The sequence below is a fragment of the Gammaproteobacteria bacterium genome (assembly GCA_028819075.1).
Classification (GTDB): Bacteria; Gemmatimonadota; Gemmatimonadetes; order Longimicrobiales; family Gaopeijiaceae; genus BD2-11.
The window spans coordinates 62079-84041 of the sequence record JAPPMM010000028.1 but is presented as its reverse complement, the minus strand read 5'-3'; the positions used below and the strand labels follow the sequence as shown (position 1 = coordinate 84041).

Here is a 21963-nt window from a genome sequence, read left to right as displayed (position 1 = left end):
GCGGACCCCCTGACAGCGGAAGCCGGGGGTCAGCGCGGGCCGGCGGCTCCCTCGAGCAAGTAGCGATCCGGCCCTCCGGAAGTCGTCACGCTGGAGACTCCACAGTTGGCGAGCAGCGCCCGTGCGTCGGCCTTCCCGCTGTCCGAGGGCGCGATGACGTCCTCTCCCTGCTCCGGCTCGTCGGTGAGGGCCCCGAGCAGGCCCGTGTCGTGGTCCGCGATGCGGGTCGCCACGACCCTCAGGTTGGTTTCTCCAGAGGCCGGGTTGTCGAAGGCGGTTGCGGTGAGCACGTCGTGGTAGGTGTTGCCGGTGAATATCTGGGTTCCCAGGCCTGATGTCTGCCTGCGGCCCCGGACAAAGCCGGCGTCGCTGTTTCCGTCCTCGATGGTGTAGCCCAGAATGTTCAACTGAGCGACCGCGCACTGATACGCCGTCTCCCGTCCGGGCGGAGCCACGCCGTAGTAGGAGATCGGAGCCGAGGAACAGGCGGACATCGCTACAGCGGCGAACAGCAGGGACCTCTTCATGCGATCCTCCTCCCGAGGTGAGTGGGGGATGGCTGGCCGCACGGAGCGAGGCGGTCCGCCATGCCCATGAACGCCAACGGCGATCGGGTAACCGTACACCGGCGGTGGCGCCAGGTTACGTCCCCCGGACAGGGTAACCGAGCACCCGGCAGCGTGGCTCGTGACATGCGCGTCGGCCGGGTGTAGACGAGCACAGACACGCCGTAGAGAAGGAGGGGATGGTCCATGTCCAGCCGAGCCAGCGCAGGCACGGGATTGGTCGCGGCATGGATGCTCGGGTCCCTTTTTCTCGTGGCGCCGGAGACGGTGGCCGGACAGTCGAGGACCGCGGTCGATCGAATCCGCGAGGCCGACCGCAGCGTGGTGCGGGTCGTCACCCTGCTCCCCACCGGCTTCGGCACCGGCAGCGGGGCGGTGGTGGCTCCCGGCATCGTTCTGACCAACCATCACGTCGTGAACGGTGGCGCGGGGCATCAGGTGATCTCGGCGCACACCGGCGGCATGAGGGAGGCCCGCGTGCGGTGGGAGTCTCCCGAACTGGACCTCGCCGTTCTCGAGGTGGACGGTCTGGTGCTGCCCGAACTCCTGCTCGGGACCATGCCCCTGCAGACGGGCGAGACCGTATGGGCCGTGGGATTCCCCGGCATAGCGGACGCCATCACCGGAAACATGTCGCTGCAGACGACATTGACGCGGGGCGTGATCGGCCCGACTGTACCGGGCGCCGTGGGACGTCAGGGCTGGAGGGAGAGAGCTGGACCAGGTTCAGCATGATGCGGCGATCAACCCGGGCAACAGCGGTGGGCCGCTGATCTCCGACTGCGGGATGGTGGTGGGCGTGAACACCAGAGGTGCCCTCGCGTCACAGGGCGTGTTCGTGGCTTCGCGAATCACCGAGGCGGTGCGCGAACTGACGACCCTCGGCATCGCCGTCAGCACGACCGACTCCCGCTGCACCGATGATGAAGCCAGCGCCGCGAGGGAGGCTGCGGAAGCGGCGGCCAGAGCGGCCGAGCAGGCTGTGCAGGCGGCGACCAGCGCGGCAGCCGAGGCTGCGGAGGCGGCATCCAGCGCCGCGGCGGAGGCCGTGGGGTCGGCGGTGGAGGCTACCGAGAGGCGCATGGAAGCCACCGAAGACCGGGTGGCCCTGGGTCTGTGGATCACGCTCGGCATGGCGGCGGTCATGTTTCCGACGCTGATGTTCCTGACCATGCGCGCGCCGCGCCGCGAGGTCGTGCGGGTGGTCGAGCAGGCGTCGGCGGGGGCGCGCGACCCCGGAAGGCCTCGCAGCTCGGGCCTCTATCTGCCGTTCAGGTACTTTCTGCCCGGCCGCGGGGCTGTAGCGGGAGGCGTTCGCCGACCCGGAGGCGCGGGAGGCGCTCCGCACGGAGCCGCACTTCCGGATCTTCGGTTCGTGGCCGATCCTTCGGACTACGGCGATCCACCCATCGACATCCGTTTTGGGGGCCACAGGCTCCGGCGTGCCGAGGGCGGGCTGGTCATCGGCCGCCAGCCGACCCTGGTCGACGAGGTCATCCACGACCCGACCGTCTCCATGCGTCACGCGCGCGTGATCCGGAAGGGCGGGCGTTTCTTCATCGAGGATCTGAACTCGCGCGAGGGCACGTGGGTCAACGGTGAACGGCTGGTTCCGTTCACGCCCCGGGAACTCTCCCGGGATGCCGTGGTTCAGTTCGGTGACGGGCCGCGTCTGGCCCTTCAGCCGGTGCCGGCCGGCAAACCCGACAACTGAGAGGGTTCGGACATGTCTCGCATCGTCGCTCGGACCGTGGGCCGCAAGGGCACGTGCGATGTCGTGCTGCGTGACGGCAGCGTGTCGCGGTGCCATGCCGAAGTGGTCTGCCTGCCCGAGGGTCGGATCCACGTCGCCGATCGCGCGACGGGGAGCGGCACCTTCGTGCGCCGTGGGGAGGAGTGGCACCCGATCCGGCAGGCCCTGCTCGATCCCGGGGATGTGCTGCGCTTCGGTGCGTGCACCATCACTGCGGGGGAGTTGGGCGCGCTCTGTGTCCGGGCCGATGCCGAGCCGGACGAAGGCCGTTCCTCGCAGGCCGATGCTGGCAGCTAACGCCGAAGGCGGCTCCCGCGAGTAGCCAGCGGTGATCCGAAGACCTCCGCCACGAACTCTGTGGCGGGGTGCGTGGCGAGCGCGTCGGCCGGGCCCCGCTGCACGATCCTTCCGTCCTCCATCACGTGGACATCGGCGTCCAGCGCCACGATGTCGCGGATGTCGTGAGTGATGACCATGGCCGGCACGGCGCTCTCCTCGAGCCGCTCAGCAAGCCGGCGGCGCATGGTCCGGCGCGCGGCCGCGTCGAGTGCCGCGAGCGGCTCGTCGAGGAGCAGGATGTGAGGCTCGGTGACCAGCGCGCGAGCCAGCGCGACCCGCTGGCGCTCGCCGCCCGAGAGCGTGTCCGGCCAGCGCTCGGCGAGATGGTCGGCTTCCAGCTGTTCGAGCACGGCGAGGGCGGAGGCCCGTGCACCGTTGTCCCGCCGTGAAGAGCCCGCCAGCCCGAACCTCACGTTGTCCAGCACGCGCAGGTGCGGGAACAGCCCGTAGCCCTGGGGGACGTAGCCTACCCTCCGCTCCTCCGGAGGGAGGTCGATGCCGCGGGCGGAGTCGAACAGGACGCGGTCGCCGACCGCGATGACCCCGGTGGATGGCCGGTAGGCGCCCGCGATGGTGCGCAAAAGGGTGGTCTTCCCGGAGCCGTTGGGGCCTACCAGGGCGACGGGCCGCCCTCCACCGTCCAGGCGCACGTCCAGATCCAGCTCACCGACCCGCATACGGACCTCGGCGTGCCAGGTCGGGTTCACCGCCGACCCGCCCCTGCGGCCACTGCCTCCACCACCCTGCCCAGACGGCCGCCCGGAAGCGCGCGCAGCCCGAGCAGCAGCAGCACCGCGACCGCGGCCAGCACCAGGGAAAGCGCGACCGCAGCCTGCACGTCCGACTCGAGCGCCGTGTAGATGGCCAGCGGCGCGGTCTGCGTTCGTCCCGGCAGGTTGCCCGCGAAGAGCAGCGTCGCCCCGAACTCGCCAATCGCGCGCGCCCACGCCAGAGCGGCCCCGCTGACCAGCCCGGGCAGCGCCACCGGCACCGCCACCCCGAAGAACGCCCCCACCGGCGACCGTCCCAGCGTGCGCGCGACGATGAGCAGGTCGCGGTCGACCCGGCGGAACGCGGCCGCCGCCGACTGGACATAGAACGGCGAGGCGACCACCACCTGGGTGAGCACCACGGCGGCCGTGGTGAAGGGCACCTGCAGCCCGAGCGCCTCCAGCGGGCCGCCCAGCAGGCCGTTGCGGCCGAAGGTCTGGAGCAGCGCGATGCCGAGCACGGCGGGCGGCAGGACGATGGGCAGGTCCACCAGTTGCTCCACGCCGCGCGCCCAGCGGCCGGAGGAGGCCGCGAGCCACCACGCCAGCGGGGTGCCCGCCGCCACCACGACCACCAGGCTCACCACCGTCGTGCGCGCCGTCAGCCCGAGGGCCGGAAGAAAGAGCGGATGGCGTGCCCCCGCGGCCAGCTCCGCCGGCGACGAGGCCAGCGCCAGCGCGACGACCGGAAGGGCGAGCAGTACGAGCATGGGCACCGCCGCCGCCAGCGACGGCCAGCGCCCGGCGCCCAGGGTGTCGCGCAGGTTCGCCTGCCGGCTCACGCGTTGCCTACTCCGCCGCGAACCCGTGCCGGGCCAGGAGTTCGCGACCTTGCCGGGAAAGGACGAACGTGAGCCATGCCTCGGCGAGGTCGGGGTTCACGCTGCCCTCCACGATGCCGATGGAGTAGTCGGCGCTGACGTTCAGCGCGGGTGGGATTTCGATGGCGCGCACGCCTCCCGCCGCGACGGTGTCGCTCCGGTAGACGATGGCTGCGTCCGCCTCGCCGAGCTCCACCTTGGCCCGCACGAGGCGCACGTTGCTCTCCTCGGAGGCCACCCGCGCGAGTACCGAAGCCGCGAAGCCGCCTTCTCCCGCCGCCTCGGCGCGCCGCAGCGCCCGGCGCGCGTAGCTGCCCACGGGGACGCCCTCGGTCCCGATCACCAGTCGGCTGGCGCGCGGCAGGTCGCGGAAGGACTCGATGCGCGCGGGGTTCCCGGGGGGCACGATGAGCACCAGCTGGTTGTGCGCGAAGATGCGCCCGTCGCGGACTCGGCCGAGCTCCACCAGAGCCTGCATGTGCGCCGGGTCGGCGGAAGCGAACACGTCGGCGGGGGCGCCCTGCTCGATCTGAAGGCGCAGCACCTGGCTGCCCGCGAACGCCAGAACCACGTCGGCCCCGGGGTGCGCCGCCTCGAAGGCGTGCTCCATGGCGGCGAAGCTCTCGGCAAGGGACGAGGCGGCGTACACGTGCAGGGTGCGGGAGGTGTCGGCCGGGGCGCAGGCCTGGAGCAGGGCTGCGAGCAGCAACGCCCACGCGGGACGTCCGAGCGAACTTCGCCTCATGGCCGCGCGCCCCCCGCCTCGAGCGTGCTAGCGTGCCCGCTGATCGAGGTATCGTAACCCGGCAGGGAGGCGGCTTCGGTGCGGAAGCCGGGGTCGTCCAGGGTCTCGAGGAAGCGCGACACGGGCGGCGCCTCGGCGATGTCGGCCGGGATGACCAGGTCGAAGCGCTCCTCCACCAGTGGCACGAACCCCAGTCCCCAGGCCAGCGCCGCGCTCTCGATGGCGACGCCGGTGTCCGCCGCGCCGCAGTGAACCCGCCGGGCCACGTCGAGGTGGCCCTCCGCCACCGGACCGGAGAAGTCAGGCCGTCCAGCCCCTTCACCCGCGAGCAGGCGCGCAAAAAGGTCGTCCGCGCCGGTGCCGGGCTCGCGCCCCACCACCCGCACGCCCGGCCGCAGCAGGTCGGCGGCGTCCCTGATGTCCAGCGGGTTGCGCGCCGCCACCACGAAGCCCTGGCGCCACCGGGTAAGGTTGACCACCAGCATGCGCCTGCCGGGGAAGCGGCGCCGCACCGCATGCACGTTGGCCTCGCTCGACTCCCCGCCCGACAGGTGCAGCCCCGCGATGTGCACCATTCCCGCGGCCAGCAGGTCTAGGGCGCGGTGGCTGCTGGCGGGAATCCAGGTGGCGCGTGCGTTCCCTGAGCCCTCCCCGACGCGGTGCGCCAGGTTGGCGAGCAGGGGGGCGCACCCGGCGACCAGCACGTTGCGCTCGAGTTGTTGCATGCCGCGCACGGGGCGGACGCGGGCATGGCTGGTCGCGTCCGAGTCATCCTTGCGGTTGGGCGGGGCGTCCGAGGGCGTGGCGGCCGCCTCCACCACGATCGCATCCGCCGCCCCGGTCGTGTGCGCGGGGAGGGGGTGGGCCGCCCACCGGCCACCCACCCGGCCGACGGCCACTCGGGAGGAGGGGGCGGGTGGGGAGGCGGTCACGGCGGAGCGGGGGGGTGGGAGGTGAACCTCCAACTCCGGCACGGGCTCGAGCCGGAAGAGGTCCTTGACGGCACAGTCGAACGTGCCCGCCAGCCGGAGCGCGAGCGTCGTGGACGGGACCTGGCGGCCGCCCTCGATCGCCATGATCGCGTGCCGGCTGACCCCGACCCGGTCCCCCAGGGCCTCCTGCGACAGACCCAGATTGCGACGGTGTCGCCGGACGCTGTTGTGGAGTCGCGTGTCGGTCATGGGCAGCTCCCGATCGGGCATCAAGCTCGCCCTGGTCCTCATCGGCCCGCGGCGATGGCCGATGCTTCTCACAGGAAAACACGATAGATCCATGGAGATGTAATGCGCAAGTTACATACAGGTAATGCCAGCATTACATCAAGGGAGCGTCGCCATGTCTCACACAGGCGCGTGACCCGCCATGCTTCGCCATCGGCGCCGCCTACGCTCCCGGGCACGTCCGGTCGACGCGGTAACGGTGCAGGTAGGGCTCCTCAAAGTCTCCGCGTGTCGCTCCCCACACCTCGTTACGGCTCGCGAGGAGGATTGCGAGACGAGGATACCAGGGTTTTGTCGAAGCGCGACCTTCACCGATCTCCAGCCTGCCCTCGAGCCTGCCGTCCGAACCGTAGATCTCCCACACATCGACGCGGTCCTCACGCAGCTCTCGCAGCAACCAGATGGATCCGTCCGTTCCGGCCACCACCTTCCTGACCGGAGGATGGTTCTCGGGAACCCAGAATACGCGCCGGTAGGCACTGCGTTGGCGCTCGAGTGTGGTTTCGAGCAGCTGCATCCGGCGCGAGGTGTAGTCTCCGACCGCCCATCCGGCGTATTCGTCCCCCAGGCGCCGTTCCATTGTGCGGGTGACCTCAAGCGGTTCGTACTCGACCTCCCGATGCAGGAGCGTGTCTCCACCGATCGATATCATCAGAAGATCGAAGGTCGGCGGCGTTGCGTCTTCATGCACCTTCCCGATCTGCACAACTGCGGATCCGTCGGGAGTGAGCGCCGTGAGGTATTCCTGGAGTCCCGGGAGGGCCGGTTCCCTGAGTGGATGGACACGGGGCCATCCACCGGGATTCCTCTCGTTCTCCACGGCGTTTTCGGGCCAATCGATGATGGCAATTGTGTCGAGGACTTCACCGGATCGTGAGATCCGGCGCAGCGCGAGCCCGGGATCGTCTCCTCGGGACGACCATGCTCTCATGTCGCTGAGTCGGCGCGCACCGACGATCGTCCCGTCCGCCAGCATGCGGCCTGGAGTCAGGTGCGATCCTTCCTCTGGCACGCTCAGGTAGAACTGGATGACCTCCTCGGGCACGCGCTCGTCCGTGGTGAACAACTGGATCCGGTTGAAGTCGGCTACCCAAAGCGTGTCTCCGATCCAGCCCAGACCGAAGGCCGACCACTCGATATCACCCGGCCCCCGGCCCGCGCGCCCGATTTGGCGAAGCAGCTCGCCATCGAGGGAGAACACGTTGACTGCGGGCACCTGCGCCTGCGCCACGTACAGGGCACTATCGGGACCGATCGCGAGATCCCGGACACTGGTAACAAGGTCCGTGCTCTCCGCAGAGCCGATCCGCAGGATCTCTTCCAGCCGCCATGGCGTTGGGCAGGCGGTCTGCGCGCGTGCCAACCCCGGAGCGCAAAGCAACAGGACAACGCCACAGATGAGCCGGCTCACGTTCTGCCTCCCTCGGTGGCCGAATAGAAGTGTCGCGTGTGGTTGTACCTCAGGTTGCCCGTCCGCCTCTCACTCATCCACGACCCCACTAGGGCTCGCACGTCCGATCGACGCGGTACCGGTGCAGGTACGGCACGTCGTACTCGCCGCGCGTGGTTCCCCAGATCTCGTCGCGGCTCGCGATGCCGATTCCCAGGCGAGGCATCCAGGGCTTCGCAGTGCTGCGACCCTGTCCAACTTCCATGCGGCCCTCGAGCGCTCCGTCTGCGTCGTAGATCTCCCAGACATCGACACGATCCTCACGCATCTCTCTCAGCAACCAGATCGTTCCGTCCGTCCCGGCCACAACCTGCCGGACCGGCGGATGGTATTCGGGAACCCAGAAGGCGTCGCGGTAGACACGACGCTGGCGCTCGAGTGTTGACTCCAGCAGTTGCATCATGCGGGACGAGTAGTCTCCGGCCATCCACCCGGCGTATTCGTCCGCCAGGCGGCGTTCCATCGTGCGGGTTATTTCGCGCGGTTCGTACTCGACCGCTCGATTCAGGAGCGTGTCTCCACGGATCGAGATTACCACGAGGTCGAAGGTCGGTGGGGTCGTGTCTTCATGCACCTTCGCAATCTGTACGACTGCGGAGCCGTCGGGCGTGATCGCCGTCAGAGGCTCCTTGATTCCGATAAGGGGCAGGTCTCTGAGGGGGTGGACACGAGGCCAGTCACCCGGGTTCGTGACGTTCTCTATGGCGTTGTCCGGCCAATCCATGATCGCGATCGTATCGAGGACTTCTCCGGATCGAGAGAAGCGGAGCAGTGCGAGCCCGGGATCGGCTCCCCGCGACGACCAGGCCGTCCCGTCAACGATGGCACGCATGCCGATGAAGGTCCCGTCCGCGAGCATGCGGCCCGGGGTGAAGCTCGATCCTTCCTGGGGTACGCTCAGGTAGAACTGGATGACTTCGTCAGGTACGCGCTCGTCCGTGGTGAACAACTGGACCCGCGTCTCGTCGGCGATCCAGAGCGTGTCTCCGACCCACCCCACGCCAAAAGCCGCCCATTGGATGTCACCCGGTCCATTGCCTGCACGGCCGATCTGGCGAAGGGGCCTGCCATCGGGAGAGAAGACCGTGACCGCCGGCACCATGGCCTGTGCGACATACAAGGCGCCATCCGGTCCGATCGCAAGGTCCCGAACGCCCGCGACGAGGTCCGTGCTTTCCGCGGAGCCGATTCGCACGAGTTCTTCCAGGCGCCATGGCGTCGGACACACGGTCTGCGCGCGTGCCGCCCCCGGCGCGCAGAGCAACAGGGCGATCATGGCAATCAGCAGACGCATGCGAGCCTCTCAATGACAGGCATCCGGGTTCAATAGCCCGACATCCGTACTCCTCTTCGCGGATCCTCAGGTGAGCTAGCCGCACTCACCCCCAACATGTGTGTGATCAGACTGTTCTGGCGAGAGCCACTGGACAGGGTCGCTCGACCCCTAGCCGATCGGCAGCGCCATGCCGGCCCGAAGAGTGAGAACCCGGTGCCTGGGCCCGCTCCAGTACCGGTCTCCGCCTCCGACCGGGATGAGGCCAAGCGTGTAGAGCAGGTCGAGGCTCACATCGGCCCGGTCCGTCACCCCAACCGCGATTCCTCCGCCCAGGGCGATCCCGAGGTCCATCGCGGCCTCGATTTCGTCCGGTCCCGCGTCGCAGCTGCCGGCCGCGGCGACGTGCTCCGCTCCGAGCCAGCCCGACGCGTCGAAGTCGCAGGACACCCGGCTGGCCAGCGTGGGACCGACGAAGAAGCGGACCGAAGAGCGTTCCCACGACGACAGGGGGAGCGTCGGCACGGCCAGCAGCGTGAACTCGAAGTAGTCGAGCGCCATGTCCACGGTGACCAGCTGGCGGTTGTCCAGCCCGCTCAGCCGACCGCCCTTCTGCGCGTAGGCGACGCCCACCTGGACCCCAAGGTGCTTCGAGGCAGGGAGGGTCGCCGCCAACCCGATGGACATTCTCGCGAGGGACTCGGAGTGCCACACCTCCCGGGCCGAAGGAGGGTCGGCGGCGAGCGTAGACAGGTTGACGCCTCCGGTCAGGGACAGCGTGGCCTGGGCCGAGGCGGGAGAGGTGGGAGTGAGAACAAACAGCATGACGGTGAGAACGAGCGGCAACCGCTTCATTGGAAACCTCCTAGTCGGTGGATGAACGAGACGACGGACTTCTGCATCAGGAGCGCATGAAGGAGGGCTTCGTACTAAGGAGCTGATCGCGGCCGGGGATGGCACCCGGCCGTGGCGCATCGTGATCGACTTCACCGATGGCGCGGTGGTCGATATCCGGGTCGTGGACCGGGCGGTGGGGTTCGTCGTGCCCGGGTGAAGCCGCGCCGGCTTACCCGACCGGCTGTCGCTCTTCGACGCGCGCGGGCATGAGATCGAGATCGACCCTGATCCGATCTTCGCGCTTTCTCGCCTGGGCGAGGTCGTAGGCCGCTTGAAGGCGCATCCAGAACTCCGCGTTGGACCAGCCTGCCTTTTCCAGCCGAATGGCCATCTCAGCGGATATGCCCGCGTGGCCGTTCAGCAGGCGTGAGAGCGTGTGACGCGCCACGCCCAGCATTCGCGCCGCGTCGGTGACGCTCAAACCCAGCGGCTCCAGACAGGTGAGCTGGATGTCGCGACCGGGGTGGGGTGGGTTCTTCATAGGCATCGGGTCGGCCTCCCTGCTTGGCTAGTGATAGTCGACGAGGTCGACATCGTACGCGTTCCCTTCATGCATGCGGAAGACAATCCTCCAGGTCCGTGTGAGCGAGATGCTCCAGTATCCGGCGCGGCTGCCCTTCAGCGGATGCAGCCTGTAACCCGGTCGACTTACGTCGGAAGGGACCTTGGCGGCATCGAGAGCCGCGAGGGCGATCCCAATACGCTCTCGTTGGTCGGCCGGGACTCTGCTGGCATCGGCTCGACCGAACAACCGCTTGAGGCCCCGATGCCGGAACGTCCGAATCAAGAATTGTACCGTGTGCAGGTACGCATATCAATCTTCGATGGGTTGGAGAGTTGCCCGTCGTTGCCCAGCCATCCAAGATGGACTTCGGCGAAGGCACCTGCCATGGAAGAATGGGCCGGAGAAATGATGGATCGACGAACGCTGCTGAAAATCGGCGGCCTGGGGCTGCTCGGGAGCGGGCTGGGCGCGTGCGGAGTGCGCTCGACACCCATGGCCCAGGCGCCGCTGCGGCTCGCACCTGTGCGCGTCGACCCGGACCGCATCATCCGCACGACTGTGGGCCTCCGCCCCCATCGCCCGGCGGGCTTCCTGCTGCGCGCCGAGCGGCTGGACGAGACCACCGTGATCCACAACTACGGGCACGGCGGGGCGGGGATGTCGCTCTCATGGGGCACGGGCGCCATGGCCGCCGAGATGGCCCTGGAGCACGACAGCCGCCGCGCTGCGGTCATCGGTTGCGGGGCCGCGGGCCTCACCGCCGCGCGTCAACTGCAGCGACGCGGCTTCGACGTGACCATCTACACGATGGACGTTCCCCCCAACACGACCTCGAACATGTCGCTCGCGGGGTTCACTCCCACCTCGGGCCTCATCGACGGTGACCTGCGCACGCCCGCCTGGGACGCACAGTTCCGCGAGGCCGCGGAGATTTCCTACCGGCAGCTGCAACTGCTTGTCGGACGGGGATACGGGGTGTCCTGGATCCACAGCTACGCGCTGAGCGACAACGAGCCGCGACCCCGGGGAGGCGGGGGAGGGGACCGCGAGCCGCTGCTTCCCGCGCACCTGCGCACGGGCACCAGGCTGCTCGGCCCGGGGGAACATCCGTTTGCAACCCGCTACGCGACCCAGCGCACCCAGATGCGCATCGAACCCTCCATCTATCTCGATGCCCTGGTGCGGGACGTGGTGGACCGAGGCGGGCGCATCGTCATCCGAAAGTTCACCGAGCCGGGGGAGCTGGTGGAGCTGGAGGAGTCGGTCGTGGTCAACTGTACCGGGCTGGGCGCGCGCGACCTGTTCAGCGACCGCACGATGGTCCCCCTCAAGGGACAGCTCACCGTGCTGATTCCGCAGCCGGAAGTGAACTACGGCACCTTCGGGGGCGCCCCCGTTTCCGCCGGTGGCCTTGGCATCCACATGCAGCCGCGCAGCGACGGCATCGTGTTGGGCGGAACCTCGGAGCGCGGCGAGTGGTCGCTCGAGCCCAACCGGGACGCGCTGGAACGCATCGTGGCCGCGCACCGGGCCGTCTTCTCGGCGATGCGCATCTGAGAAGCGGGTGCGGCCGGGTTCTGGGCGTCACCCGATGCCGCCCGGAGCCGCCAACGCAGCTCGGCACCAGACGAAAAGCACATCATCAGGAGGGACCATGACGTCTTTGCTGCCGCACCGTATCCTCACCTGCCACATGGCCCTCGGCCTTGCCGCCTCCACGTTCTTCCTCTCCCTCGCCTCCACGCTCTCGGCCCAGGAGGAGCATCTGGCGCTTCTGCGCGGAAAGCTGCAGACGGAGCTGGAAGGCATCGTGAATGGCTATGAGGGCGTCGCCGGCGTTCACATCATCGACCTGACTTCGGGGGACCGCTTCCGGGTGAACGACGAGCTGGTCTTCCCGCAGGCCAGCTCCATCAAGATCCCCATTCTGCTGGAACTCTTCCGGCGGTCCGAGGAGGAGCCGGGGCTGCTCCGTCGCCGCATCGACATGACCGACGAGGTGCGCACCGGCGGCAGCGGGGTGCTGCTTCACCTTACCGACGGAGGCGCGTCGCTGTCGCTTGAGGACTACGCCATCTACATGATCGTGTATTCGGACAACACCGGGACCAACGTGCTCATCGACGAGATGGGAATGGACGAGGTGAACGCCCTCTCCGCCTCGCTCGGCGCCGAGCACACCCTGCTGCAGCGCAAGATGATCCAGCCGGAGGAATCCGCGCGCGGGAACGAGAATCTTTCCACGCCCCGGGACGCCGCGCTGATCATGGAGCGGATCGCGAACTGTGGCTTGCCGATGAGCGAGGCAAGCTGCGCACGGGTGCGCGAGATCCTCGAGATCTTCAAGGGCGGACCCATCCGCAACCCGGTGCCCCGCAACGTTCCCATCGCCTTCAAGCCGGGCGGGATCACCGGCGTATCCACCGTCTGGGGCCTCGTGGACGTGCCCGACCGCCCCTACGTGATCTCGGTGATGTCCAACTACGGCGGCGACGGCGGGGCGGTCGTGGAGGCGGTGTCGGCCGCGGCCTACGACTACTTCTCGCGCCTGTCCGGCATCACCATGTACGGCACACGGGTCGACCCGGAGGTCAAGCGGAGGGTGCGAAGGCCGGGGGGGTGATCGGTGTTTCAGCTCCCGCGCCCCGGCAACCGCCGCGAGGCACGCCCGCTCAACCTGAAGAACATCAGTCCGATTCGGAGGGCCTGACATGAGTGACACATCGGAGCATGCCGCGGATGGCCAGGCACTTCCGGGCAGGACGTCCCTGGTGCGATCGATCGTCGTCGCGGCAGTAGTCGGTTTCGGCGTCGTCTCCTTCTGGCGCGGCGTCTGGTACCTGTGGGACGTATTCACCTTGGGCCAGGAGGACAGGATGGAGAGTGCTCTCGCATCGATGATCACGGGCATCGTGATCCTCGCAGTGATGCGCACCTTCTACTCGGCGCTGGCACCGCCCATCGAACGGGTCAACATCCGGTAGCTGCCGCCGCGGACCGGACCGGGGCCGACAATCTCAGGCGAGGAACCGATCGAGCTCCTTCAGAGCGTGCTCGATGTCGTCAGGCCGGTTGTAGAGATGGGGCGAGAAGCGAACGAAGTCGCCCCTCAACGAAACGACCACGTTGGCCCGACCCAGATGTGCGGCAACCTCCGAAGGGTCCGCGTTCGGGAACCGCGCGGAGACGATCGATGTTCGCTCCGCATCCTCCAGCGGGGAGACGATCGCCGCCCCGCGCTCCCGGAGTCCCTCGATGAGCAGATCCGCCAGGCCCAGGTTGTAGTCGAAGATCCGCTTCACGCCGACTCCGACCAGGTACTCGATCGACCTCGTGAGCCCGACGGCGCATCCGTATCCCATGGTGCTGAACTCGAAGCGCCGCGCCGTGGTGGGCAGCTCTAGCCGGTCCGCCTGCAGATCCCACATATCCTTGTGGCTCCGCCAGCCGATCAATCCGGGATTCAGCGCTTCATGGAGGTGTGGCGCCAGATACATGACTGCCGCTCCGAAGGGGCCGCAGAGCCATTTATAGCCGGCGGAAATCAGCGCGTCGGCGCGGCAGGCTGACGGATCTATCGGAACCCCTCCGGCGGACTGGGTCGCGTCTACGATGAGGAGCGCGCCGTGATCGTGAGCCACTTCGCCCAGCTCGGTCAGGTTGTACATCTGGCCCGTGCCATACTCGACGTGCGAGACGCACACGACTGCGGTCGAGTCGTCGATTAGGGAAAGCATCTCGTCGGGACTCACATACCCGTCGCGGCCCCGGGCGAGTCGAATCTCACAGCCCGTATACCTTGAGATCCGGGCCCATGGATACAGGGTCGTGGGGAACACGACGTCCGCGCTCACGACGTTCGTGCCGGCCCCGGGCATGATGGCCCAGGCCAGGGAGCACAGGAATTCGGTGGAACTCGCGGCGACCGCCATGTCGTCGGGCTTGACGTCGAAGAGGCGTGCCGCGGCCCGGTGCAGATCCTGGAAGACCTCGTCTTCCGCGACCTCGTCGAAGTTGATCGTACCGTTGTTCGCCACGTCCTCCTGCCACTCGATGGCGGCCTCCGCGCCACCGCGATACATCAGCGCCACCGATGCGCTGTTCAGGTATGTGGACCTGCGGCTTGCCGGAAAGTCGTTCGAATCAACCAGGTTTGCCAAGGTGTTCTCCTTTCGTGCCGGCGGGTCTGGCAGGACCTCGCATGTCGCTCGGCGGATCGGTCATCATTTCAGTTGAGACACCGGTCGAGTTCCTCGCGCACGCGCTCGATGTCGTCCGGTGCGTTGTAAAGATGCGGGGAGATGCGGATGACATCACCCCGGCTGGAGACGACAACCCTCGCGGCGTTCAGACGGCTGGCGATCCCTGCGGAGTCCCGGCCCGGGAATCTGGCGGCCACAGTGCTTGTCCGCTCGCGCTCGTTCAGAGGAGAGACGATCTCGGCGCCCTGCTTCCGGAGTACATCCACGAGCAGATCAGCCAGGCGGCGGTTGTGCGCGCTGATCCGTTCGATTCCCGCGCCGACCAGGAATTCGATCGATCGTGTGAGCCCGGCGGCGCATCCGTACCCCATGGTGCTGAACTCGAAGCGCCGGGCGCCGCTCGGAAGCTCCAGCCGGTCCGCCCGCAGATCCCACATGTCCCGGTGGCTCCGCCAGCCGACGAGTCCGGGATCCAGCTCGTTCTGGAGATGCGGAGCGAGATACATCACCGCCGCTCCGAAGGGGCCGCACAGCCACTTGTACCCGGCCGAGACCAGCGCATCGACGCCGGCGGCCGAGACGTCGATGGGGACGGCTCCGGCCGACTGGGTCGCGTCCACCACCAGGAGCGCGCCGTGGGCGTGGGCAACGTCCGCCAGATGGGCCAGATCGTAGAGTTGGCCCGTCCGGAACTCGGCGTGGGAGATCGAGACGACAGCCGTGCGGTCGTCGATCGAGCCGAGCAGGGCGTCCGGGTCCGCGTACCCGTCGGTGGCCGGAGCGAGCCGGATCTCGCAACCGGTGAAGGACGAAACCCGAACCCAGGGATAGTGGGTGCTCGGGTGCACTACCCGGGTGCTTACCACATTGGTACCGGGACCGGGGGCCACCGCCCAGGCGAGCGAGCAAAGGAGTTCGGTTACGCTCGTCGCGACGGCGATGTCGTCGGGCGACGCGTTAAAGAGACGCGCCGCGGCTCGATGCAGATCCTCGAAGACGGCTTCCTCGGCGGTTTCGTCAAAGTTGATGGTTCCGTTCTCCGCCAGCTCCCGTTGCCACTCCACGGCGGACTGCCGGGCACCCCGGTACATGAGGGCGGCCGAGGCTGCATTCAGGTATGTGGACTGTCCGCTTGCCGGGAAGTCCGCAGGATCAGCGAGAGAACGGCTTCCGGTCACCGCGCCCCCGCAGCGTCTCCGCGGCCGCCACGTTTCCAGTAGAAGTACGCGGGAATGCCGAGGGCCAGGACGCCGAGACCGGAGAACGACTCCCACGGCCTCTCGACCAGGGTGTTGATCACGAGCGCCACGACCGACGCCAGGAAGAAGGCGGGGACAACGGGGTATCCCCAGACCCTGTAGGGACGCGGCAGGTCGGGGCGAGTACGGCGCAGGGTGAAGACGCTGGCCGCCGCAGCTCCATATAGCAGGATTACCGCGAACGTCGCGTAGGTGAAGATCTGCTCGAAGGTTCCTGACAATGCCAGCACGCAGGCCCAGAAGCACTGAAGCCAGAGAGAGACGTGTGGTGTCCGGTAGCGGGGGTGCACACTCGCTACCGACTGAAAGAAGAGCCGATCCTTCGCCATGGCGTAGTAGACGCGCGCGCCCGCCAGGATTGACCCGTTGGTTGATCCGAACGTCGAGACCGCGATCGCCCCTGCGATGAAAGCAGCCCCCCAGGGCCCCAGAAGCGCTGACGCCGCCGCCTCCGCCACGGCAAGCACCCCTTGCATCTCCCCGACGGGCAACGCCAGGACGTACACGACGTTGACGAGGAGGTATACGACGGTGATGAAAACCGTCCCGAAAATGAGCGCTCTCGGCAGAGTTCGGCCCGGATCTTTGATCTCGCCGGCGGAGAAGTTGAGATTGCTGAAGCCGTCGTACGACCAGAGCACGGCGAGCAGGGCGACCCCGAAGCCGGCCAGCCGCGAGGAGCCCTCGCCACCGCCGGTCAATGTCGGTAGTTCCTGGCCCGAGCCGAGACCGGCCCAGAGACCCAGACCGACGAAGACGGCGATCGCCGCGACCTTCAGAACCGTGGAAACGTTCTGAATCAGCGCCCCGATGCGGAGGCCACGCGTGTTCATCAGGGTCAGGAAAATGATCGTGGCGACCGCTACGAACTGTCCGGCGGACACGGACAGGTCCCTCCCCGCCACCGTGATGGTCGCGAGCGTATTGTCGATCGCGAGCGCGGGAACAAAATAGCCCAGGTACACGGCGAAGCCCGTCGCGACGGCGGCAACCGCGCCCGGCTGGTAGACGAGAAAGATGACCCAGCCGAAGAGGAATGCCGATAGAGGTCCGTAAGCCTCGCGCAGATAGACGTACTGGCCTCCGGCCTCCGGCATGGCCGCGCCCAGTTCGGCGTACGTCAGCGCTCCGGCCACGGTCAGGATGCCACCCACGGCCCAGGCAACGAGCAACAGGCCGGCGTGGGGCAGGGATTCGGCCATGACGCCCGTGGTGAGGAAGATGCCCGACCCGATGGTGATCCCGATGACCAGGAATGTGGAGTCGAGAAGCCCGAGCTCGCGCGCCAACCCGCGGCTTTCTTCGTGCGGCTTGCTGCCGCCCATTCAGTTCACCAGTCCCGCGTGCCTGCAGACGATTTCCATTGCGCGGACAAGCGCGCGCACGGCTGCCCGGGTGGGCTCCTCCATCAATTCGCCGTCATCGGCCAGATTCCCCATCCCCGGCCCGATGAACATGTTGCCGCTGTAGATCGTGGCCGGGTGGATGCCCATTTCGTCCATCGCCGTACCGATGGGATTGGTGTCGGCAACGAGGTCCTCCAGGGAGAAGATCGGGATGCCGAAGTCGCCGTCCTTCCACGTCTTCTCGTAGTTCAGCTCGATACCGCCCATCATGTACGACTTCGTGATGATGATGTCGTCCCGGAAACGTGCGGGCTCGAAGCGGGAGAACTCCTCGACCACGATGTCGTACATCGCGTCGATGGGCCCCGTGATGCGCTCCGGTTCGTCGCGAAGGACCTTCAGCACCGCCGTCAGCCCGACGACCGCATCCCGCCCCGGGTCTGCCAGCGAGAACACCGCCTTGCCGTGCGAGGTGAGGCCACCCCGGACGGTCCCGCCCAGCCCCAGCCCCCTGCGAATGGGGACCATGCATTCTTCCCTGCCCACGAGCAGCCCGCTGATGGGGGCGCGGCAGGCCTTGTCCATGCTCCAGGCCATCACATCGGCCCCGATGTCCGCCGGAGACAGCCCGATCGCCGGGCAGCAGCTCGCGGAGTCCACGATGTAGGGCACGTCGAACTCCTCGGCGAGCTCACCGATGTACTTCTTCAGTACGGGGATGCCGTTCTCATCGTGTTCACCGTATCCGTATCCCACCGTGTCATAGCCCAGGCTCTCGAAGCCGACGAGCTGGCCCGCGTGCCGGTCGGCCGCCACATGAAGGGCGTCGCGCGACGCGGCGGCGTCGGTGCCGGTCAACAGGGGCACGGGATTGAAGCAGATGCCGTGACCCTCGTAGCGCGCCCCCGCAAGCCGCACGAAGACGGCGTCGAGGTTCGGCAGGCTCTTCCCCTCCACCGCCAGCTCTCCAGCGGTCACGCTGCGACCGGCGACGAGGTTCTTGTACCTGGGCGGAAAAGGCCTCCCGTAGCCCGCCGTGAACTCGTAGTCCTCGCCGTAGGGGGCGATGAAGCGCCCACGATACGTCTCTCCCTTGCGCATGGTCGGGGGTGCGAAGAGCGTCTCGAAACTCACCCGGAGGGCTGCCTCGCAGGTGTTCGCGGCCGCCCCGTCGTACTCGTCGCCAAAGATGTCCTTGATGACTACCCGCAGTTCGTCCTCGACCCTGCGCATCGGAAGCAGAGGGCCGGTGTTCGCCGCGACGATCGCGTCCAGGACGTAACCAGGCAGCGGCCCGGGGCAGGAGGAAGCCCCGGAGTAGAGCCCGACCCGGTCGCGCCACTTGTCTAGGCCCAGTTCGCGCGCGGCCTCTCTGGCATCTTCGTGGATTCCGGGCGTGTTCTCGTGAAGCCGCTGATACCATTGAAACCGGTATTCGCGCGTCATGGCGGTCGCCTCGATGAAGGTTGGATCGGCCGTTGTTCACGACCTTGTTGCGTCTTCCACGGAGCACCCTTGTCGGAAGGGCACGAACACGATCAAGTTATGATCACATGTTGAACGATTTGTCAAGTGACCCACGTCTATGGGCTCACGAGTCCGGTTGTCAGCCGCTTCGGCACCGCAACGGAGTTTCACGATGCACGCTTTGCAACCAGCGCGAGGCCTTCTCCTTCTACTCCTGCTCCCGGCGCTTGCCGCTCCACCGCTCGCGGCTCAGTCGGCGCCGCCGTTCGACCCGTCCTCGTTCCAGGCGCTGGAGTTCCGTCTCGTCGGTCCCTACCGCGGGGGACGGGTGACCGCGGTATCCGGGGTTCGCCACCTGCCCAACACCTACTACATGGGCTCTACCGGTGGGGGGGTGTGGCGTACCGACGACGGCGGCGAAAACTGGGTCAACATCTCCGACGGCCAGTTCGCCAGCGCTTCGGTGGGAGCCATCGCGGTGGCCCCGTCGGACAGCAACGTGCTCTACGTGGGAATGGGTTCCGCCTGTATTCGTCACAACGTCTCCCCCGGTGACGGCATGTACAAGTCGGTGGATGGCGGGCGGACCTGGCACCATATCGGCCTCGAGCAGTCCGCCCACATTTCGCAGATTCGCATCCATCCGACTGATCCCGACATCGTCTACGTCGCCGTTCTCGGTCACGTGTTCGGCTCGAATCCGGAGAGGGGGATCTTCCGGTCGCGTGACGGGGGAGAGACGTGGGAGCGCGTGCTCTACGTCAGTGACCGAGCCGGCGCGGCGGACCTGGCGATGGATCCCACCAACCCGCGTATCCTCTACGCGGCCATCTGGCAGGCTCTGCGTCAGCCGTGGACCCTGGTCAGCGGTGGGGAGGACAGCGGGCTCTACAAGAGCGTGGACGGGGGCGACACCTGGGTGGAATTGACCGAAGGGCTTCCCGCGGGCATCAAGGGCCGCATCGGCGTAGTGGCTTCCCCGGTCAACCCGGACCGGGTGTGGGCTCTCGTCGAAGCGGAGGACGGCGGCCTGTTCCGCTCCGACGATGGCGGCGAGAGCTTCCGCCTCATCAACGACGACGCGGTGCTCACGGTGCGCGCGTTCTACTACATGCACCTGGTCGCCGATCCCGTGGACGAGCACACGGTGTATTCGATGGCCCAGGGCGACGGCTTCCTGAAATCGGTGGACGGCGGTGAGAATTTCGAAGCGATCCCCGCTCCTCACGGCGACCACCACGCGCTGTGGATCAACCCGGACAATCCCGAGAACATGATCAACGGCAACGACGGCGGGGCCACGGTGACCTACACCGGGGGCCGCTCCTGGTCGACGATCATGAACCAGGCGACATCGGAGATCTTCACCGTCAGCACCGACAACCGGTTCCTATACCGTCTGTACGGGGCCCAGCAGGACAACTCCACGATATCGATCGCCAGCCGGACCACGTCGTTCGGCATCACGGAGAGCGACTGGCACGCGGTCGGGGGCGGCGAGCAAGGCGAAGTCGTGCCCGATCCCCGCAATCCGGACATCGTGATTTCCGGAAACTACGAGGGCATCATCGAGCGGTACGACCACTCCACCGGCCAGGCCCGGAACATCCAGGTCTATCCGCAGTTCGGCGAGGGGCAGAAGTCGAGGAACTACAGGTACCGATTCGCGGTGCTCGCTCCGATCCGCTTTTCGCCGCACGATCCGGGCGTCCTGTATCACGCCTCCAACTTCGTGCACAGATCGACGGACGACGGGCACAGCTGGGAGGTGATCAGCCCGGATCTCACCGGGGACGATCCGGAGAAGCAGGGAGTGGTCGGCGGTCCGATCGGGGGCGACTACACCGGGGTCGAAGTCTACCCGGCCATCATCGCCTTCGAGGAATCGCCAATCACGCCGGGCCTACTCTGGGCCGGCAGCGACGATGGCCTGATCCACATCTCGCGGGACAACGGGCAGGAGTGGCAGGACGTGACGCCGCCCGGCCTCCCCTCGCTGGGCACCGTGTCCACCATCGACCCGTCTGTACACGAACCCGGCCGCGCCGTCGTCGCCGTCCACAGGTACCGATTGGACGATCACGCGCCCTACATCTTCCGGACCGACGACTACGGCGCAACCTGGGAGCGACTCGCCAACGGATCGAACGGGATTCCCCCGGATCATTTCATCCGCGTCGTCCGCGAAGATCCGGACCGGCGTGGTCTCCTCTACGCCGGGGGGGAGTTTGGCCTGTACGTCTCCTTCGACGATGGAGAGAACTGGCAGTCCTTCCAGCTCAACCTCCCCGTTTCCCCGGTCATGGATATCGCCGTTCACAGAAAGGACCTGGCCGTCGCGACCCAGGGGCGCTCCTTCTGGATCCTGGATGATCTGTCGCCCCTGCACGGGCTCACCGAGGACGTGGCCCGGGCCTCCGCGCACCTCTACGAGCCGAGGGATGCATACAGGCTCGGCGGAGGCGGGGGTGAGGAGCCGCGCGTCGGCGCCAATCCGCCCAACGGCGTGATCGTGAACTATCATCTCGGCGAGGCGCCTCAGGACGAGGTTGCGCTCGAGTTCCTCGACGCGGCAGGCGAAACGATCCGGAGCTTCTCGAGCGTTTCCGGTGAAGTGCCCGTGGAGCCGGGACTCAACCGGTTCGTCTGGGACACGCGCCATGAGGGTACGGATGACCTGCTCGGTTCGATTCCCGGGCCCAAGGCTGTTCCCGGAACCTATCAGGTCCGGCTACGCGGCGGATCATCGTCTGCCACTCAATCCTTCGAGTACCTGAGGGATCCGCGGATCGAGACCACGCAGGCGGAGTTTCAGGAGCAGCTGGATCTCGCGCTCCGCATTCGCGACCGCATTGCCGAAACCCAGGGTGCCGTTCGCGCCATCCGTGAAGTGCGGGATCAGCTGGACTATCTGCTCCAACGGGTCGTGGACGATCCGGAACACCCCGTCGCCGCAGCGGCGCGATCGCTGGAAGAGGAGATCGCGGACGTAGAGGAAGCGCTGACCCAGATTCCTCCCAGGAGATTCGTTTTCGTGGCCGAACCGCGGGTCTTCGGAGAGCTCGGATACCTGTACGAGACCGTCACCGGTGCGGACACGAAACCGACCGCAGGTGCGCACGAGCGCCTTGCGGACGTGGAGTCACACTTGTCCGAGCAACTCGCGACGCTCGAGAACGCGCTTGCCTCGGGGATCCCGGCGCTCAATTCCCTCGCGCGGGAACATGGGATCGGATTCGTTGTGACGCCCTCCTTCTAGCGATACGCGGAGGACTGGCGTCCAGCGTTTCCCTGATCCGGCCATCGCGATTCTACCCTCAGCCATATCCCCCTTCCGGAGGGCCGTTCGG

Annotated in this window: 21 protein-coding genes; 7 read left to right on the top strand and 14 right to left on the bottom strand. The window is 67.4% G+C overall.

Features of this window, described 5'->3' with window-relative positions; translation table 11 throughout:
* Nucleotides 1-29: 29 nt before the first annotated feature.
* Entirely contained in the window at nucleotides 30-527 is a 498-nt protein-coding gene (locus OXU32_06625) for a hypothetical protein (protein MDE0073640.1), read from the bottom strand.
* 225 nt (nucleotides 528-752) lie between these two features.
* Here OXU32_06625 and OXU32_06620 point away from each other — a divergent pair, with 225 nt between their 5' ends.
* The 3 genes from OXU32_06620 to OXU32_06610 all read left to right on the top strand — a co-directional run bounded on the left by OXU32_06620 (nucleotide 753) and on the right by OXU32_06610 (nucleotide 2616).
* A complete protein-coding gene (locus tag OXU32_06620) occupies nucleotides 753-1301 on the top strand; it encodes a serine protease (GenBank protein ID MDE0073639.1) in 549 nt (182 codons plus the stop codon).
* 64 nt (nucleotides 1302-1365) lie between these two features.
* Nucleotides 1366-2280: an FHA domain-containing protein gene (locus tag OXU32_06615; GenBank protein MDE0073638.1), complete on the top strand. Its 915-nt coding sequence runs from the start codon at nucleotides 1366-1368 to the stop codon at nucleotides 2278-2280.
* Between the two features lie 12 nt (nucleotides 2281-2292).
* Nucleotides 2293-2616: an FHA domain-containing protein gene (locus OXU32_06610; GenBank protein MDE0073637.1), complete on the top strand. Its 324-nt coding sequence runs from the start codon at nucleotides 2293-2295 to the stop codon at nucleotides 2614-2616.
* Here OXU32_06610 and OXU32_06605 read toward each other — a convergent pair.
* From OXU32_06605 to OXU32_06565, 9 genes are all read right to left on the bottom strand, one after another.
* On the bottom strand, nucleotides 2613-3365 hold the full coding sequence (locus OXU32_06605; protein MDE0073636.1) for an ABC transporter ATP-binding protein: 753 nt from the start codon (nucleotides 3363-3365) through the stop codon (nucleotides 2613-2615). The genes OXU32_06610 and OXU32_06605 overlap by 4 nt on opposite strands.
* On the bottom strand, nucleotides 3362-4210 hold the full coding sequence (locus OXU32_06600) for an ABC transporter permease (GenBank protein MDE0073635.1): 849 nt from the start codon (nucleotides 4208-4210) through the stop codon (nucleotides 3362-3364). The genes OXU32_06605 and OXU32_06600 overlap by 4 nt, the downstream gene beginning before the upstream one ends.
* Before the next feature lie 7 nt (nucleotides 4211-4217).
* A complete protein-coding gene (gene modA / locus OXU32_06595) occupies nucleotides 4218-4994 on the bottom strand; it encodes a molybdate ABC transporter substrate-binding protein (GenBank protein MDE0073634.1) in 777 nt (258 codons plus the stop codon).
* On the bottom strand, nucleotides 4991-6175 hold the full coding sequence (locus OXU32_06590; GenBank protein ID MDE0073633.1) for a helix-turn-helix domain-containing protein: 1185 nt from the start codon (nucleotides 6173-6175) through the stop codon (nucleotides 4991-4993). Before OXU32_06590 ends, modA begins: the two co-directional genes overlap by 4 nt.
* A 202-nt stretch (nucleotides 6176-6377) precedes the next feature.
* A complete protein-coding gene (locus OXU32_06585; GenBank protein ID MDE0073632.1) occupies nucleotides 6378-7625 on the bottom strand; it encodes a hypothetical protein in 1248 nt (415 codons plus the stop codon).
* Between the two features lie 88 nt (nucleotides 7626-7713).
* A complete protein-coding gene (locus OXU32_06580; protein MDE0073631.1) occupies nucleotides 7714-8958 on the bottom strand; it encodes a hypothetical protein in 1245 nt (414 codons plus the stop codon).
* 150 nt (nucleotides 8959-9108) lie between these two features.
* Nucleotides 9109-9792: an outer membrane beta-barrel protein gene (locus tag OXU32_06575; GenBank protein ID MDE0073630.1), complete on the bottom strand. Its 684-nt coding sequence runs from the start codon at nucleotides 9790-9792 to the stop codon at nucleotides 9109-9111.
* Between the two features lie 211 nt (nucleotides 9793-10003).
* A complete protein-coding gene (locus tag OXU32_06570) occupies nucleotides 10004-10321 on the bottom strand; it encodes a HigA family addiction module antitoxin (GenBank protein ID MDE0073629.1) in 318 nt (105 codons plus the stop codon).
* A gap of 21 nt (nucleotides 10322-10342) precedes the next feature.
* On the bottom strand, nucleotides 10343-10621 hold the full coding sequence (locus OXU32_06565) for a type II toxin-antitoxin system RelE/ParE family toxin (GenBank protein MDE0073628.1): 279 nt from the start codon (nucleotides 10619-10621) through the stop codon (nucleotides 10343-10345).
* A 123-nt stretch (nucleotides 10622-10744) separates the two neighbouring features.
* Between OXU32_06565 and OXU32_06560 the strand changes: the two genes are divergently transcribed.
* From OXU32_06560 to OXU32_06550, 3 genes are all read left to right on the top strand, one after another.
* A complete protein-coding gene (locus OXU32_06560) occupies nucleotides 10745-11896 on the top strand; it encodes an FAD-dependent oxidoreductase (GenBank protein MDE0073627.1) in 1152 nt (383 codons plus the stop codon).
* A 97-nt stretch (nucleotides 11897-11993) separates the two neighbouring features.
* Nucleotides 11994-12962: a class A beta-lactamase-related serine hydrolase gene (locus tag OXU32_06555; protein ID MDE0073626.1), complete on the top strand. Its 969-nt coding sequence runs from the start codon at nucleotides 11994-11996 to the stop codon at nucleotides 12960-12962.
* A gap of 88 nt (nucleotides 12963-13050) precedes the next feature.
* Nucleotides 13051-13323 carry a hypothetical protein gene (locus tag OXU32_06550; protein MDE0073625.1) on the top strand — a complete coding sequence of 91 codons (273 nt, stop codon included), beginning with the start codon at nucleotides 13051-13053 and terminating at the stop codon, nucleotides 13321-13323.
* A 33-nt stretch (nucleotides 13324-13356) separates the two neighbouring features.
* Here OXU32_06550 and OXU32_06545 read toward each other — a convergent pair whose 3' ends face one another.
* The 4 genes from OXU32_06545 to OXU32_06530 all read right to left on the bottom strand — a co-directional run bounded on the left by OXU32_06545 (nucleotide 13357) and on the right by OXU32_06530 (nucleotide 18592).
* On the bottom strand, nucleotides 13357-14499 hold the full coding sequence (locus tag OXU32_06545; protein ID MDE0073624.1) for an aminotransferase class V-fold PLP-dependent enzyme: 1143 nt from the start codon (nucleotides 14497-14499) through the stop codon (nucleotides 13357-13359).
* Nucleotides 14500-14567: 68 nt separating this feature from the next.
* A complete protein-coding gene (locus OXU32_06540; GenBank protein ID MDE0073623.1) occupies nucleotides 14568-15719 on the bottom strand; it encodes an aminotransferase class V-fold PLP-dependent enzyme in 1152 nt (383 codons plus the stop codon).
* On the bottom strand, nucleotides 15716-17125 hold the full coding sequence (locus OXU32_06535; GenBank protein MDE0073622.1) for an amino acid permease: 1410 nt from the start codon (nucleotides 17123-17125) through the stop codon (nucleotides 15716-15718). Before OXU32_06535 ends, OXU32_06540 begins: the two co-directional genes overlap by 4 nt.
* Entirely contained in the window at nucleotides 17126-18592 is a 1467-nt protein-coding gene (locus tag OXU32_06530; protein MDE0073621.1) for a hypothetical protein, read from the bottom strand.
* Between the two features lie 193 nt (nucleotides 18593-18785).
* Between OXU32_06530 and OXU32_06525 the strand changes: the two genes are divergently transcribed.
* Nucleotides 18786-21872 carry a glycosyl hydrolase gene (locus OXU32_06525; GenBank protein ID MDE0073620.1) on the top strand — a complete coding sequence of 1029 codons (3087 nt, stop codon included), beginning with the start codon at nucleotides 18786-18788 and terminating at the stop codon, nucleotides 21870-21872.
* The last annotated feature ends 91 nt before the right edge of the window (nucleotides 21873-21963 follow it).

Excerpts from the sequence above, each read along its gene's own strand:
- OXU32_06575 (MDE0073630.1), bottom strand. The coding sequence starts at position 9,792 with ATGAAGCGGTTGCCGCTCGTTCTCACCGTCATGCTGTTTGTTCTCACT.
- modA (MDE0073634.1), bottom strand. The coding sequence starts at position 4,994 with ATGAGGCGAAGTTCGCTCGGACGTCCCGCGTGGGCGTTGCTGCTCGCA.
- OXU32_06570 (MDE0073629.1), bottom strand. The coding sequence starts at position 10,321 with ATGCCTATGAAGAACCCACCCCACCCCGGTCGCGACATCCAGCTCACC.
- OXU32_06620 (MDE0073639.1), top strand. The coding sequence starts at position 753 with ATGTCCAGCCGAGCCAGCGCAGGCACGGGATTGGTCGCGGCATGGATG.
- OXU32_06535 (MDE0073622.1), bottom strand. The coding sequence starts at position 17,125 with ATGGGCGGCAGCAAGCCGCACGAAGAAAGCCGCGGGTTGGCGCGCGAG.
- OXU32_06550 (MDE0073625.1), top strand. The coding sequence starts at position 13,051 with ATGAGTGACACATCGGAGCATGCCGCGGATGGCCAGGCACTTCCGGGC.
- OXU32_06580 (MDE0073631.1), bottom strand. The coding sequence starts at position 8,958 with ATGCGTCTGCTGATTGCCATGATCGCCCTGTTGCTCTGCGCGCCGGGG.
- OXU32_06590 (MDE0073633.1), bottom strand. The coding sequence starts at position 6,175 with ATGACCGACACGCGACTCCACAACAGCGTCCGGCGACACCGTCGCAAT.
- OXU32_06525 (MDE0073620.1), top strand. The coding sequence starts at position 18,786 with ATGCACGCTTTGCAACCAGCGCGAGGCCTTCTCCTTCTACTCCTGCTC.
- OXU32_06530 (MDE0073621.1), bottom strand. The coding sequence starts at position 18,592 with ATGACGCGCGAATACCGGTTTCAATGGTATCAGCGGCTTCACGAGAAC.
- OXU32_06610 (MDE0073637.1), top strand. The coding sequence starts at position 2,293 with ATGTCTCGCATCGTCGCTCGGACCGTGGGCCGCAAGGGCACGTGCGAT.
- OXU32_06555 (MDE0073626.1), top strand. The coding sequence starts at position 11,994 with ATGACGTCTTTGCTGCCGCACCGTATCCTCACCTGCCACATGGCCCTC.
- OXU32_06560 (MDE0073627.1), top strand. The coding sequence starts at position 10,745 with ATGATGGATCGACGAACGCTGCTGAAAATCGGCGGCCTGGGGCTGCTC.
- OXU32_06625 (MDE0073640.1), bottom strand. The coding sequence starts at position 527 with ATGAAGAGGTCCCTGCTGTTCGCCGCTGTAGCGATGTCCGCCTGTTCC.